Origin of the sequence: Pseudomonas sp. NIBRBAC000502773 (assembly GCF_006517195.1) — a bacterium.
Lineage (GTDB): Bacteria > Pseudomonadota > Gammaproteobacteria > Pseudomonadales > Pseudomonadaceae > Aquipseudomonas > Aquipseudomonas marginalis.
Window position 1 is genome coordinate 938,420 of record NZ_CP041189.1, and the last position, 24,489, is coordinate 962,908.

A 24,489-nucleotide genomic window follows, 5' to 3' on the forward strand; every position below is an offset into this window, starting at 1 on the left:
CGCGTTATCGTTGACGATCTTCGCGAGCAAGCTCGCTCCTACGGGGATCAGCGCCATGCTCAAGGTGGGGAGTTTTTGAGGCGGCCGGCGGTATCGATACTCACCACCACCGACAACCCCGGCCGCAACCGCTCGCTCTCAGCCTGATCCGGGTCCACGGTAATCCTGACCGGCACGCGCTGGGCAATCTTCACAAAGTTGCCCGTCGCGTTGTCCGCCTGCAACAGGCTGAACTCCGAGCCCGTGGCTGGGGAAATATGCTGCACCGTGCCGTGAAACCTGCGGTGGTTCAGCGCATCCACGGTGAAGGTCACCGGCTGGCCGACCTGCACATTGTCCATCTGGGTTTCCTTCATGTTGGCGATCACCCACAGCTGCTTCGGCACCAGCGCCATCAACTGCGCGCCGGAGTTGACGTAGGCCCCCAGGCGCACGCCAATCTGCCCCAGCTGCCCGTCACGCGGCGCCGTAATGCGGGTGTTGGACAGGTCGATCCGCGCCAGTTCCACCGCCGCCTCGGCACTGGCCACCGCCGCTTCCAGGGAGCCGCGATTGACGATCACCGTCTGCAAATCCTGCCGCGCGATTTCCAGGCTGGCCTGGGCCTGGGCCACCGCCGCGATGGTCTGGGCATTGGCGGCGCGGGTCACGTCCAGCTCGCGCTTGGACACCGAACCGTCGCTGATCAGCGCTTCGTTGCGGCGCAGGTCGGCGGTGCTTTTGCGCGCCTGGGCCTGGCTGTCCACCAGGGCGGCCTGGCGCAGCTTGATGGTGGCTTCGGCACTGTTGCGTTGCTGCACCACATTGGCCAGCGCGGCCTTCTGCACCGCCAGTTGCGCCAGCGCCTGGTCGAGGCGCTGCTTGTAGATGCGGTCATCCAGGCGCACCAGCAGGTCGCCGGCCTTGACGTACTGGAAGTCCTGCACCGGCACCTCGAACACATAGCCGCTGAGCTGCGGGCCGATAATGGTCACCTGGCCGCGCACCAGGGCGTTCTCGGTGGTTTCCACCGCGCTGCTGAACGGCGGCAATTGCCAGGCATACAGCACGATCAGCACGCCGACGATGGCAATCGCGGCAAAGCCCAGGGACGAGAGAATGCGCACGCGCAATGAGCGCGGCTCGGTGACCGTGGCGCCGGGCGGCGTGGTGCCTTCCGGGGTGGCGGCGATGGCGTTGGTGGTCGTGGTGGTCGGTTCGGTCATGAAGTAGCGCCGCTGGGTTGAACAGGAGTGGCTGTTTTAGTGGTGCTCATCAGCCACAGACTGCGGATAAAGATCCAGATCATGGTCAGGATCGCGACAATCGCGATCAGCATGAACACATCGTTGTAGGCCATGACATTGGCCTCGCGGGTCGCCGCCGTGGCCAGGCTGCGGATGCCCATGAGGTTCCGCAGTTCCGGGTCGGCGACGATACCGCCATAGGCCGAGCCGCCGCTCTGCACCCGCGCGGCCACACGCGCGGCCACACGCGGGTCGAGCAGCGTCAGGTGCTCGACGATCATGCTGGAATGATACTTCTCGCGCACGATCTGGAAGGTGCCGAGCAAGGCCGCGCCGATCAGGCCGCCGAGGTTCTGGCAGATCCCGAACATCACCGAAAAGCTCACCAGGTTACGCGGGTTGGCCAGCACGTTTTTGGTCCCCAGCACCATGGTCGGCCCCAGGAAGAAGGTGCCACCGAAGCCTAGCAGGAACTGGCTGATGTACAGGTTCTGCGGACGCGTGAGGTTGCTGGAGAAACTGTCCATCACCGAGCCGGTGGCCATCAGCGCCAGGGAAATCACCAGCGGCATCAGCAGGTGCGCCGGGTTGATCGTCAGCGCACTGACCGCCAGCCCGCTGATCGCGCCGGCCAGCATCACCACGTACAGCGTATGCATCTGCTGGTAGCTCATGTTCAGCATCTGCATGAACCCCACCGCACCGGTGGACTGCTCCGACAGCACCATGCGAATCAGGATCACCGCCAACGCCAGGCGGATCATGGTGCCGCTGCCCAGCCAGCGGGTCATCAGCATCGGGTTGGCGCGGTTATGCTCGATGGCCAGGCCGGCCATGATCAGCACCAGAGAACAGGCCGAGGCCACGCCGATCCACGGCGCTTCCAGCCACCAGTCGATACGCCCCAGGGACAGCACCGCACACAGCAGCGCGACACCGCTGGCGAGAATGGCGAAGGTGACGAAGTCGAGTTTTTCAAAGGTCTTGAAGCGGTCGCCGGGGGGCAGTTTGAGCAGGAATACACAACCCAGGCAGATCAGCGCCAGGCCCAGTTCGAACAGGTAAAGCCCGCGCCATTCGGCGATCTGCAGCAGGTCCTCGGAGAACAGCCGCGCCAGGGGCAAGGCCAACTGCGCCGTGCCCAGCCCCAGCACCAGGGATTTCAACCGCCACTTGGCCGGGAACGCCTGGATCATGTAGTACAAGCCCAACGAACTCAGCGCCGCACCCACCATGCCATGGGCCGCCCGTACGGCGATGGCCGAGTTGAGGTCGTTGACGAACAAGTGGCCGAAGGTCACCAGCGCGTAGAGCACCAGGAACACCTCGGTAAACGCGCGCAGGCCGAATTGCTGGCGGAACTTCACCAGCAGCAGGTTCATGCATACGTTGGTCATCACATAGGCGGCGGGCAGCCAGGCCATTTCCGCGGTGGTCGCACCGAGGGCGCCTTGCAGGTATTGCAGGTTGGCGATGACCAGCGCGTTGCCCAGGCCACCGGTGATTGCCACCAGCACGCCGACCATCGCAAACAGCCAGCGCTTGTGCGTCGGATGCAACGGCGTCGACGGCGAGCCCGGCAGGCTCGGGCGCTCGTGGGGTTCCCAGGGGCGGGGGGTGTATTTGTCCATTCGATGACCTAGATGAGCCGACGGGTGACGTCGGTAAAACCACTACTCAGAGTAGTAAACCTGAGCGGGGTTCATCTTGCCATCTTGGGCGCGTCGGTCAGCGCCCATCTTGCCACTCATGCGCTGCTTTCTTTACTCGATGGCAGGGATGCCATTATCTCAGCGCGGCACGTTTCCAATATTTCATCCGCCAGGGCCGAGTCATCCGGACACGCCCGCGACAGCATGACCGCACCGATTGCATGGGCCAGCAGGTCGATCATTTTCGCGCGGACCTCTTGCCTGGGCACATCCACACCCGCCGTGTACTTGTCCTCGAGTGCTGCAAGCGTGTTTTCAACGCCACTGGCAAAGGTTGCCTTCAGATCATCTGACTGACGGGCCGCGTCACCACACAGGGCTGCCATGGTGCACCCCTCTCCCCTGCCGTCTCTGTGATCCCTGGACACGTACAGGTTCACAAAGCCCGGAATGTCCAGATCGGAGCTATTCGACAGGGACTTTGCCAGGCTATTTTCCGCTGCTTCGGCCATCAAGTCGGCCTTGGAGCCAAAGTGTTTGTAGAAGCCTCCCTGGGTAAAACCCGCGGTAGCCATGAGTTCTGCCACACCCACACCGTCATAGCCACGCTCACGAAACAGCTCTGACGCCGTCTCCACAATATGAGCTCGGTTGGCGAGTGATTGTGTCTTGGTGATCTTCATTTCGCGGCCCTTACGACTCCTGAACAATGACCTGATCATACTCTGATGTCGGTCATAATCAAAACCATTGACAGCTTTGATTATGATAGACATCATAAAACCACCCGCACCTATCCCTGCGGCTGTGTGGCGCCGATCGCCGTACCTGATCATCCTGAACACTCAAGAGCATCCATTTATGAGCACTCCCGAAACCGCACTGATCACTGGCGCCTCCACAGGCATTGGCGCGACCTACGCCGAGCGTTTTGCCCAACGTGGGCACAATCTCGTGCTGGTAGCCCGCGATAAAGGCCGGCTGGACGCACTGGCCTCGCAGCTGCGTGAGAAACACGCGGTGTCCATTGACGTGATCCAGGCCGACCTGACTCAAACCGGTGACCTGGCCCGCGTCGAAGCACGCCTGCGTGACGACGCCAGTATCGGCATCCTGGTGAACAATGCGGGCGCCGCCCTCTCCGGCAGCTTCATCGAGCAATCCATCGACAGCGTTACCAACCTGGTCGCGCTCAACACCACCGCCCTGGTACGACTCGCCAGCGCCATCGCGCCACGCCTGGTACACGCCGGTAACGGCGCGATCATCAACATTGGCTCGGTGGTGGGGCTGGCACCGGAATTCGGCATGAGCGTCTACGGTGCAACCAAGGCGTTCGTGCTGTTTCTATCCCAGGGGCTGAGCCTCGAACTCTCGCCCAAGGGCGTCTACGTGCAAGCCGTTCTTCCAGCCGCCACCCGCACGGAAATCTGGGATCGCGCAGGCATCGACATCAATACCCTGAGCGAAATCATGAGCGTGGACGAGTTGGTCGATGCTGCGCTGGTCGGTTTTGATCGTCGCGAACCGGTGACCATTCCGCCATTGCAAGACGCCGCCCGCTGGGATGCCCTGCAAGCCGCCCGCCAGGGTTTGCTGTCAGAGATTCGCCAGTCGGTCGTCGCCGAGCGCTATCAAGCCAAGGCGTGATTGTCACGTATAGCCATGGGAACCGAACGATGAAAGCCTTCCTGATTGACCGTTACGGCAAGCATCAAGGACGCCTTGCCGAGGTACCGGATCCGGAACCGGGCATCCACGACGTATTGGTCAAGGTACATGCCAGCAGCGTCAACCAGCTGGATTCGAAGATCAGCAAGGGTGAATTCAAACTGATCCTGCCCTACACATTCCCGCTGATCATGGGCAACGACCTGGCCGGCGTCGTCGTTCGCGTAGGGTCAGGCGTGCGCACCTTCAAACCCGGTGACGAGGTCTACGCGCGCCCGCCCGACGCGCGCATCGGTGGCTTTGCCGAACTGATCGCAATTAAGGAAAGTGCCCTCGCACTGAAACCCAACAACACCAGCATGGAACAAGCCGCCGCCCTGCCCCTGGTGGCACTGACCGCCTGGCAGGTGCTGGTTGAAACAGCCCGCGTGAAGAAGGGGCAAAAAGTCTTTATCCAGGCGGGCTCCGGTGGTGTCGGCAGCATTGCCATCCAGCTGGCAAAACACCTGGGGGCTTTCGTTGCCACCACGACCAGCACCGCCAACGTGGAGTGGGTCAAGGCGTTGGGAGCAGACGTGGTCATCGACTACACGCAGCAAAACGTCGAAAACGTGTTGCGTGACTACGACGTCGTCTTGAACAGCCTCGGCCCCGCCGAACTGGAAAAATCCCTGCGCATTCTCAAGCCGGTTGGGCAGCTCATCTCCATCTCGGGACCACCGACCGCCGAGTTCGCACGCGAGCAAAAGCTGTCCTGGGGACTGGGCTGGGTCATGCGCCTGTTAAGCAGCGGCATACGCAGAAAAGCCCGCAGGCAGGGCGTCGACTACAGGTTCGTGTTCATGCGTGCGAGCGGTGCGCAATTGCAGAAAATCACCGCGCTCGTCGAGTCCGGCGCCATCACACCGGTGATCGACCGAACCTTCCCTCTCGAGGCAACGGCTGAGGCCTTGAGCTACGTCGAACGGGGCAGAGCCAAGGGCAAGGTGGTGATCAAGGTCCTATGACTAAGCCCACCCAACGCTCAAGCTGATGGCGATGCAGACTTGTCCCGCGTTGGGGTGCGAAGCGCCCCCAGCGCGGGACAAGCCCGCTCACCACATCAGCGGCCTGCCACAGTGGATCTCATGGGCATCCAGAAACGCATTTCAAATCAGATCCAACCGAGCCAGCTCCAATAAGTCGCCGCAAACACCAACATCAACCCATACCCGAACAACGTCACCAAAATCCCCACCTTGGCAAACTGCCGCGCCGTAAACGTCCCGGTCCCCAGGCACACCATGTTCTGCGGCGCATTGATCGGCAGGATAAACCCGTAGCTCATCACAAACCCCAACAGCATGGTCATGCCCAAGCGGTTGAACTCCCCCGGCAAGGTCTGCAGCACCGCAATCAATATCGGCAACAACGCCGAAGTCAGTGCCGTGGCGCTGGCAAAGCCCAGGTGGATCACAATCAGAAACGCCCCCAGGATCGCAAACACCCCCAACGGCCCGACCTGATCCAGGCCAGTGTGCGCCACCACCTGGGACCCCAGCCATTGCCCGGCCTGGGTAGTCAGCAATGCGGTACCGAGGCTGATGCCCACGCCAAACACGATCACCGTGCCCCACGGGATGCGCGATTGCACATCCTTCCAGGTCATCACCCCGATGCCCGGCAGCAGCAGGAACACCAACCCGGCGTAGGTGGTCGAGGTGGTGTCGAACGGGTGCAGGCGCCCTTCCGTGGCCCACGCCAACAGCAGCAGCACCGACACCGTCAGCAAGCGTTTCTGCGGGCCGGTCATCGGGCCGATGTCCACCAGGGACTGGGCCACGGCCTCCTTGCCACCGGGGATGCTGTCGGTTTCCGGCGGCAGCAGCTTGATCACCAGGAACAGCAACACCGCCGACATGATCACCGCCCACGGCGCGCCGGCGATCAGCCAGTCGATCCACGACACGCGCTGGCCGAGCATCTTGTCCATAAAGCCCACGGTCAGCAGGTTTTGCGCGGCGGCGGTCTGGATGCCGACGTTCCAGATGCTGGTGCCCTGGGCCACCACGATCATCAGGCCGGCGGCGATGTTGGAGCGTTTGTCCACGCCGAACGCAGCAACCACGCCCATCATGATCGGCACCACACAGGCACTGCGCGCCGTGGCGCTGGGCACCACGAGGCTGAGCAGGATGGTCACCGCAATTGCCCCCAGCAGAATGCCCCGCGTGCTGGTGCCGACGCGGGTCAGGGTCACCAGGGCGATACGCCGGTCCAGGCCGGTGTGGGTCATGGCCGCCGCGATGAACAATGCGCCCGCCACCAGGGCCAGTGCCGGGTTGGAAAAGCCGGTAAGCGCCATGCTGATGGCCGGGCTGGAGCCGATCAGGTGCGTGGGGTCTTGCAGCGACGGCGCGGTGCCGAGCAAAAACGCCATGAGCGAGGTGATCATGATCGCGCTGGCTTCATAGGACACCGCCTCGGTGATCCACACCACCACGGCAAACGCGAGGATCGCCAGCATGCGCTGCCCGGCCACCGGCAGGTCGGCGGGCAGCGGCAACAGCAGCACGCCGACCATCACCAGTACGCCAATCACCAGGCCCGGGGGCAACTTGAATGAGGCTGCGGTTGTTGCGGGGGCGTTCATGGCGGGCTCCGTCGGGCGCTGAATCAGAGCCCGCAGCATGGGGCAAAGCGCCGCAACAGGTGTTGACGGGTATCAACCCTAGGTCAATAACTGGCTCAACACCGCCCGCAACTTGCCGGGCTTGAGCGGTTTGTTCAGCAACGGCGCGTCCAGGCGGCGCAGCGCGCGGCGGCACTGGTCGGTGCGGTCGGCGGTGATGATCACGGCGGGGATGTTCTGCGCGAAATGCTCGCGCAGGTGCTTGACCACCGCACAACCCACCACCCCATGGTCAAGGTGGTAGTCGGCGAGGATCAGCTCCGGCGCCCTGCCCTGCAACGCCAGCAACGCCCCGGCCTGGTCGGTGGCGGTGATCACCTCGCAGCCCCACTGCGCCAGCAGCGCACGCATGCTGTCGAGGATGCTCACCTCGTTGTCGATTACCAGCAGGCGCCTTCCCGGCAGCGGGTTGCCCGTGCTCGGTTGCGCCGGCAGTTGGCTGATCGCCAGGGGCATCTCTTCGCTGATGGGCACCTCGATACTGAACATCGAACCGCGCCCGGGCCACGAACGGACTGCCACCGGGTAGCCGAGGATCTCGGCGATGCGCTCGACAATCGCCAGGCCCAGCCCTACGCCTTTGCGGTCCGAGGCACGGCCGACGTCGAGCTGGTTGAACTCGAGGAAGATCGCGTCGAGGCGGTCGGCCGCGATGCCGCGCCCGGTGTCCCACACTTCCAGGCGCAGGCGATCGCCACGGCGGCGCGCGCCGAGCAAGATGCAGCCCTCGTCGGTGTAGCGGCAGGCGTTGCTGAGGAAGTTACGCAGGATCCGCGTCACCAGGCGCAGGTCGGTGCGAATCGCATAATGGCCGGTACGCGCGCGCAGGTTCAGCCCGGCCGCCAGCGCCACCGACTGGAACTCCGAGACCAGCGGCGCAAACAGCTCATCCAGGCGATACAGCGCCACATCGGGCTTGACCGCCGCCTGGTCGAGCCGCGAGATATCCAGCAGGTCGGTGAGCAAATCCTCGGCGCCTTCCAGGGCCTGGTGCGTACGTTCCACCAGCACCTGTTCGACGCTGGGCAGGTTGCGCTCGCGCAGGGTGGAGACCAGCAGTCGCGCGGCGTTGAGTGGCTGCAACAGGTCATGGCTGGCGGCGGCGAGGTATTTGTCCTTGCTGCGGTTGGCGGCCTCGGCGGCATCGCGGGCGTCACGCAGCTCTTGCTCGACCTGCTCGCGCTGGGCGATCTGCTGTTGCAGGTTGCGGTTGGCTTCCAGCAGTTCATCGGTGCGCGCCGCCACGCGCTGCTCCAGCTCATCGTTGAGACGGATATAGCGGTTGCGCTCGGCCTCCAGCTCGTCGAGACGCGCGGTGAGTTCCGGGTAGTGGCTCTTGCGCGCCGAGTGATTGCCCAGGCCCAACAGACCGGCGAGGGCCTGTTGCTGGTCGTCAGAGCGCTTCGCCATACACCACCTCGACATCACGCTGGCTGGACTCGCGCGGGTTGGTGAGGATGCACGGGTCGTGCATCGCATGCTGGGACAGGAACGGAATGTCCGCCACGCGCACGCCATGCAGGCCGAGGGTTTCATGGAAGCCGATGGCGTGTTTCAGGGCAATCAGGTGTTCCACCAGGCGCCCACAGATCTGTCGGTGGTTGAGGCCACGGCAATCGATGCCGAAGGTCTCGGCAATCACCTTGAAACGCTCCGGCGCCGAGTTGTAGTTGAACGCCACCACGTGTTCCACCAGGACCGCGTTGCACAAGCCATGGGGCAGGTCGAGAAACCCGCCGAGGCTGTGGGACATGGCATGCACCGCGCCGAGGATCGCATTGGAGAACGCCAACCCCGCCTGCATGCTGCCGAGCATGATCTTCTCGCGCAGGGCAATGTCACCGGGGTTGGCGATCATCTGCACCAGGTTGCCGTTGATCAGGCGCATGGCTTCCAGCGCATGGGGGTCGGTCAGCGGGCCGTGGCCGGTGGACACGAACGCCTCGATCGCATGCACCAGCGCGTCGATACCGGTACAGGCGGACAGGAACGGGTCCATGCTCGCCGTGGTTTCCGGGTCGATCAGCGACACATCCGGCACCACCGCCTTGCTGACGATGGAGAACTTCATGCGTTCCTGCTGGTTGGAAATGATCACGAACTGCGAGACATCCGCCGAGGTGCCGGCGGTGGTGGGGATCAGGATCAGCGGCGGGCTCGGCACACGGATGGTGTCCACGCCTTCGAACTCGAGGATGCAGCGCCCATGGGCGACCACAATGCCGATGGCCTTGCCGCAGTCCATGGGGCTGCCGCCGCCGATCGCCACGATCACGTCGCAATGGTTTTCCCGGTATACCTCGGCACCGAGCATCACTTCCTCGACGCGCGGGTTGGGCGACACGGCGCTGTACAGGCAGTAGTCGATGCCGATGGCCTGCAGGCTGGCTTCCACATCGGCGACCCATCCGGCGGCGATCACACCGGGGTCGCTGACCACCAGGACCTTGCGCGCACCAAAGGTCTTGGCGTAGTTACCGACGTTGTGCCGGCAGCCGGCACCGAAGATGATTTCAGGCGAGACGAATTTACGCAGGAGGCTCAGATTGGGGCTCATTGGAAAGCCTGTTGTTATTATTTTTGGGAGATGCGCTTCACACTAACCCATTCGGGAGCGAATGCAATCAGACCAAAGGGTCATTCCCAATACGACCATCGCGCTTGTGCGAACGCCAACATAGACGTCGTCTTCGTAAACCGCCCCACATCCGGAACATAAAAACCGAAACGTGTTGTAGTGCAGCCCCGTCTTCCGATCCAGATACTGCCCCTGAAACCACAGGTTCTGTTCTTCAATGTAGTACGGCTCGCGCACCTCCTCCAGCGTGTTGCCCCATGGCATAGAGGAGACAGATCTATTTGAATTAAAAATATTTTAATAAAAGCTGTCCCCGTTATTCTTCCCCTTGGTCTTCTTTGGCTAGCGCTTTTCAATACAGCCTACGCTAGAATTTCCACTGTAGTTTCGCCCTCAAACGTTTGAACGACGGTGCGATATATATCAGTCCAAGTATCCTCTGCCGGCCTTTTGAGACGATGTTTTGCGCCAAACACGTAGACGGTATCGCCAAGAGAGATTTTTTCTTTGATGTGCTGTGCTGAAAGTAAAACTGAAAATTGATGTAAAAAACCATAGGTTGACCCTGATGGTACAACCATGCCGGCTCCCCCACCCATACGGGGCTCTCTTTTAAACAGAGAAATTCATTTTCCAACCGTTCAGCTAGCCATTTCCTTTTATTCTTTGGCGCGCCCTGCTCAACGTATTCATCGTAAAGCCGTTGGGCGAAATCCTCGGCCCCATCGGCCTCCATCGAGGCGGATTTTTTTTCAGCAACAGCCATAGCCGCGCCCCAGAAAACGTGAAAATCAGTCAACTCACTCATGTTCCCTCCTCTGAGTATTAGTTTCGGGTGGCTTGGAACATATCGTTGAGCGGGTCATGAGCGTTTCTCACTCTCTGTTCTGGCTGTCGATCATTCGGCGGAGACGGTGGTAGCGGTAAAGCTTAGTCTTTGTCGGGGTCATCGAATTATCCAGCTAAGTTGCGTGATCGGGTTGTAGAATGGCGCCAGAACGAAAGATCAACATACTTGAGTAATGGCATGAAAGGTCTTTTTCTCTTCATCAAAAAACAGGTATGCCTGAGCGTAGTCATGACTCAACATCACTGATGTCGAGCTGCCCAATGAACACCATCGGCCATTCAAGGCTTTAAAGCCATCCGCGCTCCAAATGACTCACGTTAGCTGTAATAAACTCACTGTTTTTTGAAAAGCAGTCGCAACAGAGTTGAAAACATTTGAATCGTCTATTCATTTCTTATTTTTCTTAATCAAATAAAAATTCAGGTATTTTTTTGGCCTTTCTTTGAAAGCTCTTTCTTTCCCGATGGAATAAGCCACATCAAAATGTTGAAAAGCCTCGTCCTCCTCGTAAAGTTCGAGACAAACCATACCCAAATCCATCAATGGCCCGGTATTCCGTTGGGAACTTCTGCCAGCGAGTGCAGCTTGAGCCCAATACTTAGATTTTTTGAAATCACCGTTATCAAAGTAGAAGTTGTAAAGCGAGCCCGCAATCCATCCGGCCAATAGCTTCCAGCCCAATTTTGGCTCTGGGAGTAGCTCCCACGCTTGAATATAAGCAGCAAGCGCCTGAGTTTTTTTGCCCTCTTCGTCCAGCTTGTTTCCACCTTCTACGATGGAAGAAATTTGCGCATCTAGATCTGGAATTTCTTCAGATAGGTCTTTCATAGGTAACGTCCTCAGTATCTATTTACTACGAGGAGGATATCGACAAGCGCCACGACGACCCGACGACGTAGCGTTGGTCAATCGGTATTCAGTAGTTCATTGGGCGCAATGACATTCACGTCAGGTCTAACTATTAAGATAAGGTGATAGAAACGTCTCAAAGAAAAGCTTGCTTTTTTCCTTTGGAAAGCAGAGAGCTGCGTCAGTTTCCGAGATTAGATACATGTAATAGTCATAGCCAAAGTGAAATTCACAGCTGGCAGATTTCAGCTTGCACCAGATTTTTTCTCTCAAAATAGCTTTGAGGACTGGAGCTAGTCGATCGACCTCAATGCTCTGCCCTTCCGTGTAAGGTTCACCCTCTGAATTAATTTCAAGATTGCTAATTATCAACACTGAAACACCCAAGCATTGGCAAATTGCAATGACCGTTTCTACATAGTTAGTTTCGGTGAGTAGGTACTCTTCTTCCGACACGCTTTTTCCAATGTCAAAGAAGCTCGTCCACTCGCTATTTAAGCACTCGTTACCCAGGGGATCGTACTTCGTTATCCGGTAAGAATATTTCATCGTTCTAATCACCTACCCGATTGAGATTTTCGTCAAAGGTGCCCGACCGAGTCCTCTTAGAACCCAAATTTTTGACGCTGTCGGCTGCTTTCCAAAAGCCGCCGTTATGTTTATCTACGTCTGGAGTAATGTACTTAAGCTTGATCGGGGCCTTGCTGTTCAAATATACCGGCTGGCCGTGCGACCGCTCATTGGTTTTTTTATATCTAAGCCGCCTTGCCCTCTCGGCGTGTATGCAACTCAGGCCCTTTGGGTCCACCCACCCTATCGGGTTAGGCCCATATTGATAGAGATTCAGCCCCCCAGCCAACCCAATCGGATCCGGCGTCGTAAACCGCCCCGCATCCGGGTCATAAAACCGAAACGTGTTGTAGTGCAGCCCCGTCTCTCGATCCAGATACTGCCCCTGAAACCGCAGGTTCTGTTCTTCAATGTAGTAAGGCTCGCGCACCTCCTCCAGCGTGTTGCCCCACACCCGATAAGTCGCGTGCCACACGTTGTTTCCGTCGGCTTCCGTCAGCTGTTCCGGCAGCCCATTCAGATCGTTGTGGTAATAGCGCACGCGCTGGTGTTCGCCCTTTCCGTCGACTCGGGCAAGCGGCGCGTAGCCGTCGTCTTCATAGAGGTAGAGGCTGGTCTGGCTATACCGATGTTCCTGCAACAGGCGCAGGCCGTCCCAGTCGAAGCGGGTTTCGCCCTGCCGATAACCGTGGCTGTCGTATTCGGTTTTACTGATACGTCGGCCGAGTGGGTCATAGCGCATTTTTACCCGCGTTTCTCGCCCGCTTTTCTGGCTATGCACTTCGATCAGGCGGTGTTCAGCGTCGTAGGCGAAGCGTTGCAAGCCTCTGAGGGTGCTACGTTTTTCGATCAGCCGACCAAAGCCGTCGTAGCGGTAGCGCTTGTCCTGATAGGTCAACAACTGGTTGTGCCTCACTAATCCGGCGCCAGGCTGGGGCCCATCCAGCAAGTTGGCGGCCGCATCGTAGGCGAAGGTTTCCTGCTGACCTTGCGTGTTGTCCTGAGTAGCGATAATCCGACCGGTCGCATCGTAGTGCAGCAGTTGGCGTCGGCTCTCTTCCAGGCGGCCGATCAGGTTGTCGGCCGGGTCGTATTCGAAGGTTTTTTGTTGGGAGGGCGGCAGCTGCCGGGGTTGGCCTGTTGGGCTACGTTTACGCGAGCGTAATCGGCCGCAGCGGTCGAACTCGCTGCGGGTGGTGATCTGCCCTTGAGTGCGCAGCACTTCGCGGTGCAGGCGGTCGCGTTCGAAGTCGCTGATGACGTGGCCGTCGAGGTTGAGCTGGTGCAGGTGGCCGCTGCCGTAGTACAGGCGATTGAGCCAGCGACCGTCGGGCAGTTGCGTCTGGATCAGGTTGCCGAGTTCGTCGTAGTGGTGGTTCAGGCTGCCGGCAGCGCTGTGTTCGGTGAGCAGTTGGCCAAGTGGATCGTAGACGAAGGCCAAGGTCTGGGTGGTCTGGTCGTTGCCGGTGAAGCTGACGGCGGTGAGTTGGTCGACTAAATCGTAGGTGTAGTCGGTGCGACCATCATCGGTCACTTTCGCCCGCAAGCGCCCGGCTGCATCGCGCTCCAGGCGATGCACGATAGAAGGCGCATCATTCGAAGGCACATATTCGACAGCAGCCAGGTTATCCAGCGCATCGTAGGCATAACGTCGGCCACTACCATCGAGGTCTTGCTGCTGCGCAAGGCGGTCACCGTGGTCCCAGGCAAAGCGGTAGCGCTCACCGTTTTCATTGGTCAGGGTTTGCAGGCGACCGTAGGCGTCGTGGCGCAATTCGATCTGTCGGCCTTGGGCATCGACGCGCTGGCGGACCTGCCCACGGCGGTCGTATTGGTAGCGGGTGATCTGGCCGGCTGCATCGGTGTAGGCGATCAACTGGCCGCTGGTGTCGCGCAGATAATGCTCGATATGCCCATAGGGCCTTTCGGTTTGCAGCAGGCGGCCCTGGCTGTCGTGTTGATAGCGCTGCCGCTCACCCCCGCATCGATCACGACATGCAAGTGGCCCCGACGGTCGTACTCGAAGCGCGTGGGATAGCCCGAACAATCGACGTACTCAATCAACTGCCCGGTTTCGTTCCAACGCAGGGTTTTGCGCTTTTCTGCGGCGTCGATGATTTCTACCACTTGGCCAAACCCGTCATAGCGATAGCGGGTGACCTGCCCCAGCGGATCGGTTTCGCTGACACAGTTGCCACGCGGGTCGTATTGATACTGCCAGGCTTGGCCGGCGGCATCGGTCTCCACCAGCGGCAGCGACCAATGCGCCAGCCACACCGTGGATTCAGCGCGCCCCAACGGATCTTGCGTCTCGCACAGGTTGCCGGAGGCGTCGTAACCCAACGTCCACCGACCGCCCTGAGGATCGGTGGCACCGAGCAACTGGCGCTCGTCATTCCATTCAAACTGCCAGGTTTGACCGAGGCTGTCGGTATACGCGGTGATCTGGTACTGCGGGTTCCATCTGCGGATGCTGACCCGCTGCAAGCCATCGGTAATCCGCGTGGTTCCGGCGTGTAGGTCATAGTCGAACTGGTAGTCGTCGCCCTCGTCGGTCCAGTGTCGGACTACACGCCATTCCGCGCCCTCCACACACGCCCATTGGTAAAAACAACGTAGCCCGGTGGGCCGTTGGTGCTCGACTATGCGCTGGCCGTTGTCGTAGGCGAAACGGCGCTGTACATGCCCGGCAGCGTCGCGAACTTCAGCCAGGTTGCCATCATCGTCATAGCCATAGCTGGCAAGGATTTCGCGGCTGTGATCAGGGAACAGGCGTTCAATCTGCTCGACCCGACCGGACCATTGCTGGCTGTAGCCCAGTTCGATTCGCACATCGGTGAAGGGATCGCGTAACTGGCTCAGGCGGCCTTGGGCGTCATAATCGAGGAGGATACGGTTGTCATTGCGATCCCCCAACTGGCTCAGACGCAGGTGCGACGGATTGCCTGGCGTTGGTTTGAACAACCGATAGCGCCCGTCGACACTTTCAATCAGCAACTGGCCGTTGCTATGGCGCCGCACGCTCAACCCCTCTCCGGCGCTGAACACCGCACCACCCAGCGGGATCACGCCCATGTCGATCTGGCGAGCCTGCTCATCGGTGTAGACCAATCGTTCACCACCTTCGGGATGCACGCCAATGTCGACGCGGGCTTCATAAACCACGCTCCAACTGGCGCCGAACAGACCGTCACGACGTTCATCTCTACTGCAGTAATAGCGCTGCCACTCGATCGGCAGCAGTCCTGGCAAAGCAAAGTCCAGGTCGTCTTCACCGTCGAGGATCTTCGCGCCCGTGGCGCTGTGCACCGGGTTGGGCGAACCCGCGACCGCCGCAGTCACCGCATTACTTACCTGGCTGCTGCCCCACGACACCATCCCGCCCACCGCCATGCACGGCAACTTGCTGAAGAACTTCGCGCCACCGCCGCGCAACGTCAGCAACGCCGTCACCGCCAACCCCACGCCCGGTGTCTTGCCGCTGCGAATCTCACGCACCACCAAGGGCGCGCCACCGATGATCACATTCGGCGAAATCTGTACGTTCCCGACCTTGGCTTCGCAGGTGCTCCGATCCCCACTGCGCACGGCGGGCTGACCATTGATAAAGACCCGGCTGGAGCCCTCCGCCAGGTATTGCTCCGGCATTGGCGGGTGTTTATTGCAGTCGACCTTATCGGCAGGACAAGGCACAGCGGCGGCCACCGGGGCGGCCACCGTAGGGCACCATAGCTGAGAGAAAAAGCCTTCGGCGATATCCAGATAAGACGGCTCACCACTTGGCGCCGCGATGACATCCGAGAGTTTGCCGGCCGCCCGCGCGGCAGGTTTCCCGCTGATGAAGACGTTGGGCGAACCGCTGCTGATGAAGGCGTCGATGACCGGAGGGAACAGCGCATTGGCAAAAGACTCACATAATCGTGAGAGGCCTTTATCCGCACCGGTCTGGCTCATGCCGACGCCGACCACCACCCCCACGACGGCGCCCAATACAACGCAGCCGATGCCGCCCGTTGCCACGGTGAAGCCGGCTGCGGCAACAACAGCGGCTGTCGCCAAGGCCGTCACGGCCACGTTGGCGGCAATCTCCAGGACGCCGCCTAACACGTCGGCGAGCATTGAACTGTGCAGAAGCGCGTCACCCTCGCGGGCGGCCCACAGCGTGTCAGTCATGCGTAACGATCCGTGTCTGAAAAGACCAGGATCAAATCACGCGATTGTGTCCTTGCTCAGGTGAGACTTTCCGAGGGAATTGTAGGACTGATCCCAAAGACCAGTTGAGCACCGGCCAGCGCGAGGCTGGCCGGAGATGGATCAGCGGCTGGCGAAGTACATGGTCACTTCGAAGCCGATACGCAGGTCGGTGAAGGCGGGTTTGGTCCACATGGGGAGAGTCCTCTTGTTGTGCCGGAAGATTCCGGTAAGGGCATTAATGCATGGGGGATGGGGGTGCGAATGCTACTTTCGAAGTAAATGCCGCACTGCATTAGTCGCGAATGTACAGGGAGCAAAATGTGGGAGATTCTATGTTGCAGGACAACCCTGCAACGGCCGATTCGGTTGGTATTCGCTCTGGTTTTTCATCAGGGCGAACGCCACCCGTGCGAGTTTTCGGGCAAGAATTACCAAGGCCTGAGTCTTCTTGAATCCTCTGGCCAGGTACCCTTCATAAAATGGTTTCCAGGTCGCTGAACGACAGGCAGCCATGGCCGAGTTGTGGGCCAGACGCCGTATTTCCGGATCCCCTTTCTTGGTCAGACTGCGACTCCCCGTCTTTTTTCCCGAGTCATCGACCCTCAAGTCCATGCCCAAAAAAGCGATGAAGGCATTGCTATCCTTAAACTCGCCACGCAAAAAAGCCGTCGCAAATCCGGTTGCCGTCAGTACTCCGACGCCTTCAATGGCCTTGCAACGCTCAATATTTTCGGCGACTCCAGCCTCTTTGCTCAGGTCGCGCAGCTTTTTTTGAATGGCCAAATCCGAGTGCTTAAACGTCTCCATCAGACATTTCAGCTCCTCTTCCAGGCGCGGCTCATCGGCCCAGCTCTGAGCCAGACTGACGCGCGCCTTGATCAGTGCTGCCCGTCGATGAAGCAGACTTTGCAGGGCCTTGTAAGCCTTGGGTGGCGGGCTCCAAGCGCGTAATCCACCCTGTTCATGCGCCAGGTACCGAGCTAGAAGACGAGCATCGCACGGATCATTTTTAGCTCGTTGGCCGACACCGCGACGGTAATGACTCAAGCGATAACCGTCCACGACGTAGACCTGATGACCCAACTCATGGGCCAACTCAACCGTGTCCAAGTGGTAAATATTGGTGGCCTCGACGGCAATGCCACTTTGGGCGGGCAGCGTCTTGAGCCAGCGTTTGAGTGCTGTTCGATTATTGGGGATGGCTTGTGTGGTTTGCAGATCGGCACGATAGACGAGCACCTCAGCCTTGGCCACATCAACACCCACGACCGTTTGCGAAGTAAGGATTGTCATGACGAATCCTCGGAGCTAGGGTTTAAGAGCTTGTTGGGGTCTACCGTTGCGCTGACTTGTCTCTATCGTCGGCCTTGCCGATGAATTCCTTATTGGCGCTTTTGGGTAGAAGGGGTGGGACGAAGTCTCCCACGGTCTGTACTGGTTAGAGTCAGAATCGGGCTTTTAGTCCCACCCACCCCTTCAAGTCTAAACATACAAGGGGGCTTGCTCCCGATAGCGGCATGTCAGTGCCATAAATATTGACTGACCCACCGCCATCGGGAGCAAGCCCCCTCCCACAGGGGACCGCATTGCAGTCAGAGGGTTAGAAGAAACCCAATGGATTGATGTCGTAGCTCACCAGCAAATTCTTGGTCTGCTGGTAGTGATCGAGCATCATCTTGTGGTTCTCACGCCCCACGCCCGATTTCTTGTAGCCGCCAAACGCCGCATGCGCCGGGTACAGGTGATAACAGTTGGTCCACACGCGGCCGGCCTTGATCGCCCGGCCCATGCGGTAGGCGCGGTTGATGTCGCGGGTCCACAGCCCGGCGCCGAGGCCGAATTCGCTGTCGTTGGCAATCGCCAGGGCTTCGGCTTCGTCCTTGAAGGTGGTGATACCCACCACCGGGCCGAAGATTTCTTCCTGGAACACGCGCATCTTGTTGTGGCCCTTGAGCAGGGTCGGCTGGATGTAGTAACCGCTGGACAGGTCGCCCTCCAGGCGCTCGGCCGCGCCGCCGGTGAGCAGTTCGGCGCCCTCTTCCTGGGCGATCTTGAGGTAGGAGAGGATCTTGTCGTATTGCTGCTCGGACGCCTGGGCGCCGACCATGGTCTCGGTGTCCAGCGGGTTGCCGCGCTTGATCTTGACGATTTTCTTCATCACCACTTTCATGAAGTCGTCGTAGATCGACGCCTGCACCAGCGCCCGCGACGGGCAGGTGCACACTTCGCCCTGGTTGAAGAACGCCAGCACCAAGCCTTCGGCGGCTTTTTCGATGAACTGCGGCTCAGCCTGCATGATGTCTTCGAAGAAGATGTTCGGCGACTTGCCGCCCAGTTCCACGGTGGAGGGAATGAGGTTCTCGGCGGCCGCATGCATGATGTGCGCACCGATTGGGGTCGAGCCGGTAAAGGCGATCTTGGCGATGCGCTTGCTGGTGGCCAGCGCCTCCCCGGCTTCGCGGCCAAAGCCCTGGACGATATTCAGCACGCCCGGTGGCAGCAGGTCATTGATCAACTCGGCAAACACCATGATCGACAGCGGCGTCTGCTCGGCCGGCTTGAGCACGATGCAGTTACCGGCGGCCAGGGCCGGGGCGAGCTTCCAGGCGGCCATCAGCAGCGGGAAGTTCCACGGAATGATCTGCCCGACCACGCCCAATGGCTCATGGAAGTGATAGGCCGCGGTGTGTTCGTTGATCTCGGCGGCGCCGCCTTCCTGGGCGCGGATGCAGCCGGCGAAGTAGCGGAAGTGGTCGGCGGCCAGGGGCACGTCGGCGTTGAGGGTTTCGCGCACGGCCTTGCCGTTGTCCCAGCTTTCGGTCACGGCCAGCACTTCGAGGTGCTGCTCGATACGGTCGGCGATTTTCAGCAGCACCAGGGAGCGATCCTGGGGCGAAGTCTTGCCCCAGGCGTCGGCGGCGGCATGGGCAGCGTCAAGGGCCTTGTCGATATCGGCGGCGTTGGAGCGCGGGAATTCGGCGATCACTTCACCGGTCACCGGCGAGGTGTTGGTGAAGTACTCACCACTGAGCGGGGCGACGAACTCGCCGCCGATGTAATTGCCGTAGCGCTGCTTGAAGCTGACGATGGCGCCAGGGGTGCCAGGTTGTGCGTAGATCATGTTAAAGCCTCTGTCTGGGTCCGGGCCTGTCGGTCAACAGGCGATGACCCGATAGTAAAGAGCCCCCGCTGGCGGGCGAATGCGCCGTTGGCAGGGGGGCACTTGTCATTTGGTCGTAGTTTCAGTGCTTGGCGACCAGCTCTTTGGGCAGCTTGAAGGTCCAGAGCATGCCGCCCTGGTTGAAGTCCTTGATGCGCTTGGCCACTTCACCGCCCCACAACGGCACGGCGCCGCCCCAGCCGGAGAGCACCGAGACGTACTGTTCGCCGTCCATTTCCCAGGTCACAGGCGAGCCGAGCACGCCGGAGCCGGTCTGGAATTCCCAGACCTTCTCGCCGGTCTTGGCGTTGAACGCCTGCAGGAAGCCTTCCGGCGTGCCGGTGAACACCAGGTTGCCCTTGGTGGTCAGCACCCCGCCCCACAGCGGCGCGAAGTTCTTGTGGCGCCAGACTTCCTTGCCGGTCTTCGGGTCGATGGCGCGCAGTACGCCGATGTAGTCTTCGTTCAGCGGCTTGATGGTGAAGCCGGCGCCAAGGAACGCCGCGCCCTTCTTGTAGGCGATGCCTTCGTTCCAGATGTCCATGCCCCACTCGTTGGACGGCACATAGAACAGCCCGGTGTCGCGGTTATAGGCCATCGGCATCCAGTTCTTCGCACCGAGGAACGCCGGCGCGACAAACACCGAGGTGCCCTTGGTTTCGCTGCCCGGCGCGCCTGGGCGGCTGGCTTCGTTGTAGATCGGTCGACCGTCCTTATCCAGGCCGCTGGCCCAGGTGATCTTGTCGACAAACGGGAAGCCACGGATGAACTTGCCGTTGGTGCGGTCGAGTACATAGAAGAAGCCGTTGCGGTCGGCGGTGGCTGCCGCTTTGATTTCCTTGCCGCCTTCGGTGTAGTTGAAGGAGATCAGCTCGTTGACGCCGTCATAGTCCCAGCCGTCGTGGGGCGTGCTCTGGAAGTGCCACTTGATGGTGCCGTCGTCCGGGTTCAGCGCCAGGCGCGAGGACGAGTAGAGGTTGTCGCCGGGACGCAGGTGCGAGTTCCATGGCGCCGGGTTGCCGGTGCCGAACAGCAGCAGGTTGGTTTCCGGGTCGTAGTAGCCGCCCAGCCACGGTGCGGCGCCGCCGGTTTTCCACAGGTCCCCCGGCCAGGTCTTGCCCGCTTCGCCGCCGGAGATGCCGTTTTCCACGGCTTTGCCGTCCTTGTAGACATAACCCATATGACCTTCGACCGTCGGGCGGCTCCACAGCAGCTCGCCGTTTTTCGGGTCATAGGCCTGGATCTTGCCGACCACGCCGAATTCGCCACCGGCCACGCCGGTGATCAGCTTACCGTTGACCACCAGGGGCGCGGCGCTGATCGAGTAGCCTTCCTTGTGGTCGGCGACCTGCTTGCTCCACACCACTTTGCCGGTGTCTTTGTTCAGCGCCACCAGCTTGGCGTCGAGGGTGCCGAAGAACACCAGGTCGCCGTACAGCGCCACGCCACGGTTGATCACGTCACAGCACGGGCGGATGTCATCGGGCAGACGCGCATCGTACTGCCAGAGCTTCTTGCCGGTGCGCGCATCCACCGCGAACACCCGCGAGTAGGAACCGGTGAGGTACATCACCCCGTCCTTGATCATCGGCTGCGCCTGTTGCCCACGCTGCTTCTCGCCGCCAAAGGAAAACGCCCAGACCGGGCGCAGGTCCTTGACGTTGTCGACGTTCAGGGTATCGAGGGGGCTGTAGCGCTGGCCCTGCACGCCCAGGCCGTTGGTGACGATCTGCCCGGGGTTTTTCGGGTCCTGGAGGATGTCCTCATCGCTGACCGAGGCCATGGCCTGGCCGGATAACAGGATGGCACCGAGCAACACACTCAAGGCGAAGGGTTGGCGACGTGCGGGTTGGGTCATGACGGCTACCTCTGCGGTTTTTTGTTATACCCGGGAAATTTTCCCGGTCTGGTGCAGATTCTTGGGCGCAGGGGCCGTTGTCACAATTGACCGCAGTATCGAGTTTGCTAGTTCCTTAGTAGCGGGTCAGCGCGGCGAATCCACGCGTTGCATCTGTTCGCGCTCGTACCGCGGGTACAGGTGGCTGACGCTGCGGATCAGTTCATAGCGGCTCAGGCTGATCGCCGCGAAGCGTGCGGGGATTGGGCTGCGGATCATCTCGGCCATGTCGCTGCCCTGGGCGGCGCCGTCATGCAAAAGTTGATCGAGCCAGGTCAGGTAGTCGCGCATCTGCGTAAAGGGTTGCGCGTCGCTGGCCACCGGGCCATGGCCGGGCACGATCAGGGTCCAGGGCAAGGCTTGCAGGGTGCCGAGGTCAGCCAGCCACACCGCCAGCCCCGGGCTGTTGGGGGTGGTGAGCGCGCGCTGGTAAAACACCAGGTCGCCGGCAAACAGCACGCCGGTGCTCTGGTCGAAGATCGCCAGGTCGGCGCCGGTGTGACCGCTGAGCGCGAGCAGGCGCAGGTCATGGCGGCCGACGCTCAGCACACCGGGCTGCAGCACCTGGGTGGGCAACACCACCTCGGTGCCGCGCATCCAGTCGCCGACCATGCGGTAGAGGTTTTCCGCCATGCCGTCGCCTTGCTCATGCAGCAGGCGCGTGGTCTCGGCCAGGGCGCCGATGGGCACGTCCTTGAAGGCCTGGTTGCCCAGCGCATGGTCGGGGTGATGGTGGGTAATCAGCACCTGGATCACCGGCTTGGGGGTGACACGGGCGATGGCCTCGCGCATGGCTTCGCCGTAGCGCCGCGACGGTCCGGTGTCGATCACCACCACGCCGGCCTCGGTGACGATGAAGGCGGTGTTGACGATATTGCCGCCGTTGGCCTTGGCAAAATTGTCGGTGCTGCCTTCGAGCAGCCAGGTGTCGTCGGCGATCAGCCGGGGCTTGAGGGCGTAGTCGAGGTCCGCCAGGGCGGGCAGGCTCAGGCCCAGGCATAACAATAGAATCCAGCGCATGCCGCGCTCCTTCTGGTCAGGGGATGGCCGCGTCGAACTCATTGCCGCTGTTGTCGCGCAGCACCAGGCGGGTGGGCCCCGGCGCGGCGATATCAAAGGCCAGGTTGGGGTTTTCGCTGACCGCCGGGAACAGCTCAAGATCAGCCAGCACCTGGCCGTCCTGGCCGCGCAGTTGCGCATGGTTGATAAAAAACTCGGGGATGCCGCTGACCATGCCGTTGTCCATCGGGTGCGCCACCTGCACACGTACGCGGCTGAACTCGCCACGCGGATAACGGCCGCCGAGCACTTCGCCGATGTGCTCTTCCCAGCCCGGCTGGGTGCGTACCACGCTGGGCGCGGTGCAGCCGCCACCGGCCGCGTCGATCAGGGTCGAACCCACATGCCACAGGCCGTCATCGGTGAGCACCGCCGCCCGCAACGGCGTGGCCTGCTCGATACGAATCCGCAGCGACAGCCACGGCAGCACGCCGGCCTTGGGCTGGAAGTCGACGATTTTCGGCAACGGGTTGAGCTCGGCCCAGGCGAGGATCTTCACCACATGGCCGCTGAAGGCTCGAGCATCGATTTCCAGCGGCACCTGGCGCGCATCTTCGGCGAACGGCGGCGCGAGCAGCTTGACTCGGTCGTCGAACACAAACGGCGCCTGCGCCAGGAACTGCTTGTGATAGAAGGCCCACATCACCGACGGCACCGGATCGACCTCCACGGCGTGCGCCGCCAGCGGCAGCCAGCAGGCCAGGATGCAGCTCAGTCGCCAGTTCATCGCCTGCTCCTATTGATACATCTCGGGGACTTCGTACTGCAGGCCGTAACGGGCATAGATGGCTTGCACCGCGCCGTCGCGGATCAGGCCTTCCAGCGCCTCTTCCACCGCGTAGGCCAACTGGCGATTGCTCTCGTGCACCGCCATGCCGATCTCCCAGCGTTGCTTGCCCATGTTCGGGTAGGCGTTTTCGGCCAGGGCCAGTTGCGGGTCGTGGGCTTCATGCACCTGCCAATCGACTTCGCCGCGCATCGCCATCACCGCATCGACCTCACCGGCTTTCATCGCCGCAAAGGCCTGGGGTACGTCGGGGTAGTGATGGGTCTTGGCGGCGAGCATGCCGTTGAACACCGAGGTGAGGTAGAACGACGGCACACTGTCGACTTCGACGCCAATCGGGTGCTGCTCGAACACCGCCACGCTGGCGACCGTGTCCAGGCGCCGACGATCGTAGGCCACCTGCCATTGTTCGTTCTGGTACGGCCCGAACATCACCACATGGCCGTTTTCCAGTTCGCCCTGGTCGTTGCGCTTTTGTGCGTAATCGCGGTCGTAGGGCGCGCGCATCATCAGGTCGGCCAGTTGCTGGTTGTGCAACGGGCTGCCGCGCCAGATGTAGTCGCGCAGGTCATCGTCGAGCTTCTCGCCGGCCGGCGTCCAGATCAACGTGAGCCGTACCCCCAGGGCCGTGGCCAGGGCCTGGGCCAGTTCCACGTCGACCCCGCGCGCGGTGGCGCCGTCTTCGAAACTGTAGGGGGCAAAGTCCTTGTACACCGCCACGTTGATTTCGCCGGCGGCGATCATCTGGTCATAGCTGCGCACCTGCGCCTGTGCCGGCTGGCAACACAGCAGGGCCAGGCCAAGCACATAAGCGAACAGGCGCATGGCTTACTCCTCGACGTGCACGCTGTCCAAGTAGGTGCGCACGGCCCACAAGGCTTCCTGGCTCAGGTAGTCGGCCATTTTCGGCATGTACACGCGGCCGTCACGCACCGCGCCATGGCGCACGCGCTCGACGAACCACTCATCACCGGCTTCGCCCACATCGAGCATGCGCAGGTCGGGGGCGATGCCGCCGGACTTGGCTTCCAGGCCGTGGCAGGCGGCGCAGTTCTGGTTGTAGGCGGACGAGCCGATTTCCACGGCGCGGTCGTGTTCAGGCGAGGTGCGGTATGGGTTGACCGCCGCCCAGCCGTCTTCGTTGACCGGCACGCCGGCGTCCTTGATCGAGGTCAGGCCCTTGGTTTCCACCGCTTGCGGGACCACGTTGCCATGGGCCCAGGCGGAGCCCCCGGCGATCACACCGACCAACAGCCCGGCGACGAGCAAGGCATTGTGTTTTGTTGTCATTATTTTTGCCCTCAGGATTGCACGCAAAACCTCAT

The 24,489-nt window shown here is 61.0% G+C and carries 19 protein-coding genes and 2 pseudogenes; 2 read left to right on the top strand and 19 right to left on the bottom strand.

Annotation, left to right across the window (positions count from 1 at the left end):
* Positions 1-59: 59 nt before the first annotated feature.
* The 3 genes from NIBR502773_RS04195 to NIBR502773_RS04205 all read right to left on the bottom strand — a co-directional run bounded on the left by NIBR502773_RS04195 (position 60) and on the right by NIBR502773_RS04205 (position 3,561).
* Positions 60-1,205: an HlyD family secretion protein gene (locus NIBR502773_RS04195; protein WP_141155444.1), complete on the bottom strand. Its 1,146-nt coding sequence runs from the start codon at positions 1,203-1,205 to the stop codon at positions 60-62.
* Complete coding sequence (locus tag NIBR502773_RS04200) at positions 1,202-2,857, bottom strand: MFS transporter (protein WP_141155445.1); 1,656 nt, start codon at positions 2,855-2,857, stop codon at positions 1,202-1,204. Before NIBR502773_RS04200 ends, NIBR502773_RS04195 begins: the two co-directional genes overlap by 4 nt.
* Before the next feature lie 116 nt (positions 2,858-2,973).
* Positions 2,974-3,561: a TetR/AcrR family transcriptional regulator gene (locus NIBR502773_RS04205; protein ID WP_065926999.1), complete on the bottom strand. Its 588-nt coding sequence runs from the start codon at positions 3,559-3,561 to the stop codon at positions 2,974-2,976.
* Between the two features lie 178 nt (positions 3,562-3,739).
* Between NIBR502773_RS04205 and NIBR502773_RS04210 the strand changes: the two genes are divergently transcribed.
* Positions 3,740-4,528 (top strand): SDR family oxidoreductase, encoded by a 789-nt coding sequence (locus tag NIBR502773_RS04210; RefSeq protein WP_115487077.1) that lies wholly within the window; start codon positions 3,740-3,742, stop codon positions 4,526-4,528.
* Positions 4,529-4,557: 29 nt separating this feature from the next.
* Positions 4,558-5,556 (top strand): NADP-dependent oxidoreductase, encoded by a 999-nt coding sequence (locus tag NIBR502773_RS04215; protein ID WP_141155446.1) that lies wholly within the window; start codon positions 4,558-4,560, stop codon positions 5,554-5,556.
* A 146-nt stretch (positions 5,557-5,702) separates the two neighbouring features.
* On the opposite strand, the gene NIBR502773_RS04220 is transcribed toward NIBR502773_RS04215, so the two are convergent.
* The 16 genes and pseudogenes from NIBR502773_RS04220 to pedF all read right to left on the bottom strand — a co-directional run bounded on the left by NIBR502773_RS04220 (position 5,703) and on the right by pedF (position 24,454).
* On the bottom strand, positions 5,703-7,181 hold the full coding sequence (locus NIBR502773_RS04220) for a DASS family sodium-coupled anion symporter (protein WP_115487075.1): 1,479 nt from the start codon (positions 7,179-7,181) through the stop codon (positions 5,703-5,705).
* Positions 7,182-7,259: 78 nt separating this feature from the next.
* Positions 7,260-8,630, bottom strand: a complete 1,371-nt coding sequence (locus NIBR502773_RS04225) for a hybrid sensor histidine kinase/response regulator (protein ID WP_141155447.1) — start codon at positions 8,628-8,630, stop codon at positions 7,260-7,262.
* Entirely contained in the window at positions 8,614-9,777 is a 1,164-nt protein-coding gene (gene ercA / locus NIBR502773_RS04230) for an alcohol dehydrogenase-like regulatory protein ErcA (RefSeq protein WP_065926995.1), read from the bottom strand. Before ercA ends, NIBR502773_RS04225 begins: the two co-directional genes overlap by 17 nt.
* A gap of 134 nt (positions 9,778-9,911) precedes the next feature.
* Positions 9,912-10,056: pseudogene (locus tag NIBR502773_RS31225) on the bottom strand (RHS repeat-associated core domain-containing protein); the annotation flags it as partial.
* 109 nt (positions 10,057-10,165) lie between these two features.
* Positions 10,166-10,606, bottom strand: a complete 441-nt coding sequence (locus NIBR502773_RS04235) for a hypothetical protein (RefSeq protein WP_177414143.1) — start codon at positions 10,604-10,606, stop codon at positions 10,166-10,168.
* 429 nt (positions 10,607-11,035) lie between these two features.
* The gene (locus NIBR502773_RS04240; protein WP_141155448.1) at positions 11,036-11,476 is read right to left on the bottom strand and encodes a hypothetical protein; all 441 of its coding nucleotides are present in this window, start codon (positions 11,474-11,476) and stop codon (positions 11,036-11,038) included.
* Between the two features lie 126 nt (positions 11,477-11,602).
* Positions 11,603-12,046, bottom strand: a complete 444-nt coding sequence (locus NIBR502773_RS04245) for a hypothetical protein (protein WP_141155449.1) — start codon at positions 12,044-12,046, stop codon at positions 11,603-11,605.
* 43 nt (positions 12,047-12,089) lie between these two features.
* Positions 12,090-16,240, bottom strand: a pseudogene (locus NIBR502773_RS04250) (RHS repeat-associated core domain-containing protein); the annotation flags it as partial.
* A gap of 141 nt (positions 16,241-16,381) precedes the next feature.
* Entirely contained in the window at positions 16,382-16,453 is a 72-nt protein-coding gene (pqqA, locus tag NIBR502773_RS04255) for a pyrroloquinoline quinone precursor peptide PqqA (protein WP_010209364.1), read from the bottom strand.
* 138 nt (positions 16,454-16,591) lie between these two features.
* On the bottom strand, positions 16,592-17,554 hold the full coding sequence (locus tag NIBR502773_RS04260) for a transposase (protein WP_141155450.1): 963 nt from the start codon (positions 17,552-17,554) through the stop codon (positions 16,592-16,594).
* 307 nt (positions 17,555-17,861) lie between these two features.
* On the bottom strand, positions 17,862-19,382 hold the full coding sequence (locus tag NIBR502773_RS04270; RefSeq protein WP_141155451.1) for an aldehyde dehydrogenase family protein: 1,521 nt from the start codon (positions 19,380-19,382) through the stop codon (positions 17,862-17,864).
* A 121-nt stretch (positions 19,383-19,503) separates the two neighbouring features.
* Positions 19,504-21,279, bottom strand: a complete 1,776-nt coding sequence (locus tag NIBR502773_RS04275) for a PQQ-dependent methanol/ethanol family dehydrogenase (RefSeq protein ID WP_141155452.1) — start codon at positions 21,277-21,279, stop codon at positions 19,504-19,506.
* A gap of 126 nt (positions 21,280-21,405) precedes the next feature.
* Positions 21,406-22,338 carry a quinoprotein relay system zinc metallohydrolase 1 gene (locus NIBR502773_RS04280; RefSeq protein WP_141155453.1) on the bottom strand — a complete coding sequence of 311 codons (933 nt, stop codon included), beginning with the start codon at positions 22,336-22,338 and terminating at the stop codon, positions 21,406-21,408.
* Positions 22,339-22,354: 16 nt separating this feature from the next.
* Positions 22,355-23,104: a quinoprotein dehydrogenase-associated SoxYZ-like carrier gene (locus tag NIBR502773_RS04285; protein ID WP_141155454.1), complete on the bottom strand. Its 750-nt coding sequence runs from the start codon at positions 23,102-23,104 to the stop codon at positions 22,355-22,357.
* Positions 23,105-23,113: 9 nt separating this feature from the next.
* On the bottom strand, positions 23,114-23,989 hold the full coding sequence (locus NIBR502773_RS04290; protein WP_141155455.1) for an ABC transporter substrate-binding protein: 876 nt from the start codon (positions 23,987-23,989) through the stop codon (positions 23,114-23,116).
* Positions 23,990-23,992: 3 nt separating this feature from the next.
* Positions 23,993-24,454, bottom strand: a complete 462-nt coding sequence (pedF, locus tag NIBR502773_RS04295) for a cytochrome c-550 PedF (protein WP_027606205.1) — start codon at positions 24,452-24,454, stop codon at positions 23,993-23,995.
* Positions 24,455-24,489: the final 35 nt, after the last annotated feature.

Excerpts from the sequence above, each read along its gene's own strand:
- NIBR502773_RS04205 (WP_065926999.1), bottom strand. The coding sequence starts at position 3,561 with ATGAAGATCACCAAGACACAATCACTCGCCAACCGAGCTCATATTGTG.
- NIBR502773_RS04285 (WP_141155454.1), bottom strand. The coding sequence starts at position 23,104 with ATGAACTGGCGACTGAGCTGCATCCTGGCCTGCTGGCTGCCGCTGGCG.
- ercA (WP_065926995.1), bottom strand. The coding sequence starts at position 9,777 with ATGAGCCCCAATCTGAGCCTCCTGCGTAAATTCGTCTCGCCTGAAATC.
- NIBR502773_RS04260 (WP_141155450.1), bottom strand. The coding sequence starts at position 17,554 with ATGACAATCCTTACTTCGCAAACGGTCGTGGGTGTTGATGTGGCCAAG.
- NIBR502773_RS04200 (WP_141155445.1), bottom strand. The coding sequence starts at position 2,857 with ATGGACAAATACACCCCCCGCCCCTGGGAACCCCACGAGCGCCCGAGC.
- NIBR502773_RS04275 (WP_141155452.1), bottom strand. The coding sequence starts at position 21,279 with ATGACCCAACCCGCACGTCGCCAACCCTTCGCCTTGAGTGTGTTGCTC.
- NIBR502773_RS04245 (WP_141155449.1), bottom strand. The coding sequence starts at position 12,046 with ATGAAATATTCTTACCGGATAACGAAGTACGATCCCCTGGGTAACGAG.
- NIBR502773_RS04280 (WP_141155453.1), bottom strand. The coding sequence starts at position 22,338 with ATGCGCTGGATTCTATTGTTATGCCTGGGCCTGAGCCTGCCCGCCCTG.
- NIBR502773_RS04210 (WP_115487077.1), top strand. The coding sequence starts at position 3,740 with ATGAGCACTCCCGAAACCGCACTGATCACTGGCGCCTCCACAGGCATT.
- NIBR502773_RS04215 (WP_141155446.1), top strand. The coding sequence starts at position 4,558 with ATGAAAGCCTTCCTGATTGACCGTTACGGCAAGCATCAAGGACGCCTT.
- NIBR502773_RS04220 (WP_115487075.1), bottom strand. The coding sequence starts at position 7,181 with ATGAACGCCCCCGCAACAACCGCAGCCTCATTCAAGTTGCCCCCGGGC.
- NIBR502773_RS04290 (WP_141155455.1), bottom strand. The coding sequence starts at position 23,989 with ATGCGCCTGTTCGCTTATGTGCTTGGCCTGGCCCTGCTGTGTTGCCAG.
- NIBR502773_RS04270 (WP_141155451.1), bottom strand. The coding sequence starts at position 19,382 with ATGATCTACGCACAACCTGGCACCCCTGGCGCCATCGTCAGCTTCAAG.
- NIBR502773_RS04195 (WP_141155444.1), bottom strand. The coding sequence starts at position 1,205 with ATGACCGAACCGACCACCACGACCACCAACGCCATCGCCGCCACCCCG.
- pedF (WP_027606205.1), bottom strand. The coding sequence starts at position 24,454 with ATGACAACAAAACACAATGCCTTGCTCGTCGCCGGGCTGTTGGTCGGT.
- NIBR502773_RS04225 (WP_141155447.1), bottom strand. The coding sequence starts at position 8,630 with ATGGCGAAGCGCTCTGACGACCAGCAACAGGCCCTCGCCGGTCTGTTG.
- NIBR502773_RS04240 (WP_141155448.1), bottom strand. The coding sequence starts at position 11,476 with ATGAAAGACCTATCTGAAGAAATTCCAGATCTAGATGCGCAAATTTCT.
- NIBR502773_RS04235 (WP_177414143.1), bottom strand. The coding sequence starts at position 10,606 with ATGAGTGAGTTGACTGATTTTCACGTTTTCTGGGGCGCGGCTATGGCT.